Here is a 1824-nt window from a genome sequence, read left to right as displayed (position 1 = left end):
AGCCCTAACCCCACCCACAAGCCGAAAACCACCCGACCGGCAACACCGGCCGGGCCTTCGGCCCGCCCACCCACGCCATCACCGAACTCTTACGAACAATGAAGTGCCTGGGCGTCACTCGCATCTGGAACCGGGCTAGCCAATGGGTAGAATGTGGGCGCGTAACGAGCGACGGCCCAGAATGCGAGGACGGTTGCGGCGGCGGCCAGGAACAATCGCCCTTGCCAACTGCGGAGCACACCTTGAACGGTATATACCCTGGACGGCCCGAAGTCTTTCAAGGTGCGATCAGACGCAATTTCAGCTGGCGACAGCAGAGGCTCGCTTTGTTCGGCACCGGTTTGCGGTTGGCTATCGGCCGCTTCCCCAACTTTTTCCCCGGTGATGTCTTGCCCCCGCGAAAGAGACTCCTTCTTTACCTGCACCAGGGAGCCTGAAGGTAGATGCAGGGCTTCCTCGTAGAGCTGAAGCGTCTTATCGGTCGCCATCGTATTACCGAGTTCATTCGGCGACAGCGTGCTGTGGTGCCTCCCTATTTTGTCCCCCATATAGCGCAATGAAAAACCGCGCCCCTCGCGGGCCTGTCGCATCGCGGCGCCGACGCGCTGAGCCGGTGTGAGGACGGGCGACCGCCCCGGCTCATTGGCGGCAGGCACGGCCAGGCCGCCCGTGCGCGGAGCCGCGAACGGGACTGCCTCCTCCTCATCGCTTGGTGGCAACCGACGACCCTCCCCCATGTCAGCACCTCAGTATCCCGGAGAGACGCGGCCTGCTGCTTGACGGGAGTGAGGTGGTTGGTTGGCCGGGTGGTTGGCAGGCGAGCCAACCAGCTCTGAAACGGTTGGTGGTTGGTTGACGCCCACAACCAGGGGGTTTGTGTTGCAGCCTCGATCGCATCAGGCCGTCGGCCACCCTGGCTGGCGGCACCAAGATCGCTGAGACTGGAGCGCGCCAATGGCTGACGCCTCGCGGGTGGGCGCTGTCCCGGACCCCCTGGACCAGCTGACGAAGGAGCTGGCCCCCGTCCGGTCGGCCGCCTCGCCCCTGGACCTGGAGCCGCTACTGCGGGACCTTCCCGCCTTGACCGGCCTCGGCATCGTCCGCGGGCGGGTGCATGCCGCCACCAGCCTTGGGTTGGCGACGGCGGTGCTGGCGGTGGTGCGGGAGGCGGCGGCCAGCCTGGATGAGGCGGTGCCTGAGCACAACCAGGTGCATCTGCTGTTCCGGGTGCATCCGAAGACGGCGCGGCTCACGCCGGCGGGCGCGCGGCAGGCCGCCCAAGAAGTCAGCGGCGTGGAGATGCGTCAGTTTCGATTTCGCCAGGAGGGGCGGTTGAGGCGGCTCGTCGCGCAACAGCTGCTGGAAATGCAGTACGGAGCCGGCCACCGCCCTTACGAATAAAGCGGCCGGAGCACGTGGTGACAGCGGCCGAATGGGTGCGCCTCCAGCTCCAGCGCGCCCCCACCTTGAGCGCCGACAAGTGGGCCAAGATCGCCGGGGTTATCCGGGCGGTTCCGTCCGGGACGTAGGCCGGGTGCGGGGCGTCAATAGGCGAACCACCTAAAACTCTGCCAGGTTCGCGGTCGTGGTTTAGCTCTGTGGAGCCTAAAATCGGCCCCGAGAAAGCTCATAACAAGATTATGATCTTTGACAGTGTGCTCACGCGGGCGCATTTCGGCGACCTCACCGGCCTGAACTTTGCGCCCCTGCTTCGGTTGTCCTTTGAGATTGAGCCTTTCCCTGCAACGTTTGGTGACGCTCCGTGAGCGTCGCTGGGTGTGAGCGTCCCTGGGGGTGGAGACGATGAAGGCGCGGGGCTCCGGT

General features: G+C 65.3%; 2 protein-coding genes. One reads left to right on the top strand and one right to left on the bottom strand.

Going from position 1 to position 1824, the window contains the following annotated elements; genetic code table 11:
- Positions 1-89 precede the first annotated feature (89 nt).
- The gene (locus tag CED_RS24120; RefSeq protein ID WP_023842285.1) at positions 90-737 is read right to left on the bottom strand and encodes a helix-turn-helix domain-containing protein; all 648 of its coding nucleotides are present in this window, start codon (positions 735-737) and stop codon (positions 90-92) included.
- A 217-nt stretch (positions 738-954) separates the two neighbouring features.
- On the opposite strand from CED_RS24120, the gene CED_RS21170 reads away from it, so the two are divergent.
- On the top strand, positions 955-1401 hold the full coding sequence (locus CED_RS21170) for a hypothetical protein (RefSeq protein ID WP_035913743.1): 447 nt from the start codon (positions 955-957) through the stop codon (positions 1399-1401).
- The last annotated feature ends 423 nt before the right edge of the window (positions 1402-1824 follow it).

The organism is Frankia sp. CeD (assembly GCF_000732115.1).
GTDB classification, from domain to species: Bacteria; Actinomycetota; Actinomycetes; order Frankiales; family Frankiaceae; genus Frankia; species Frankia casuarinae.
This window is presented reverse-complemented; position numbering and strand designations above follow the sequence as displayed.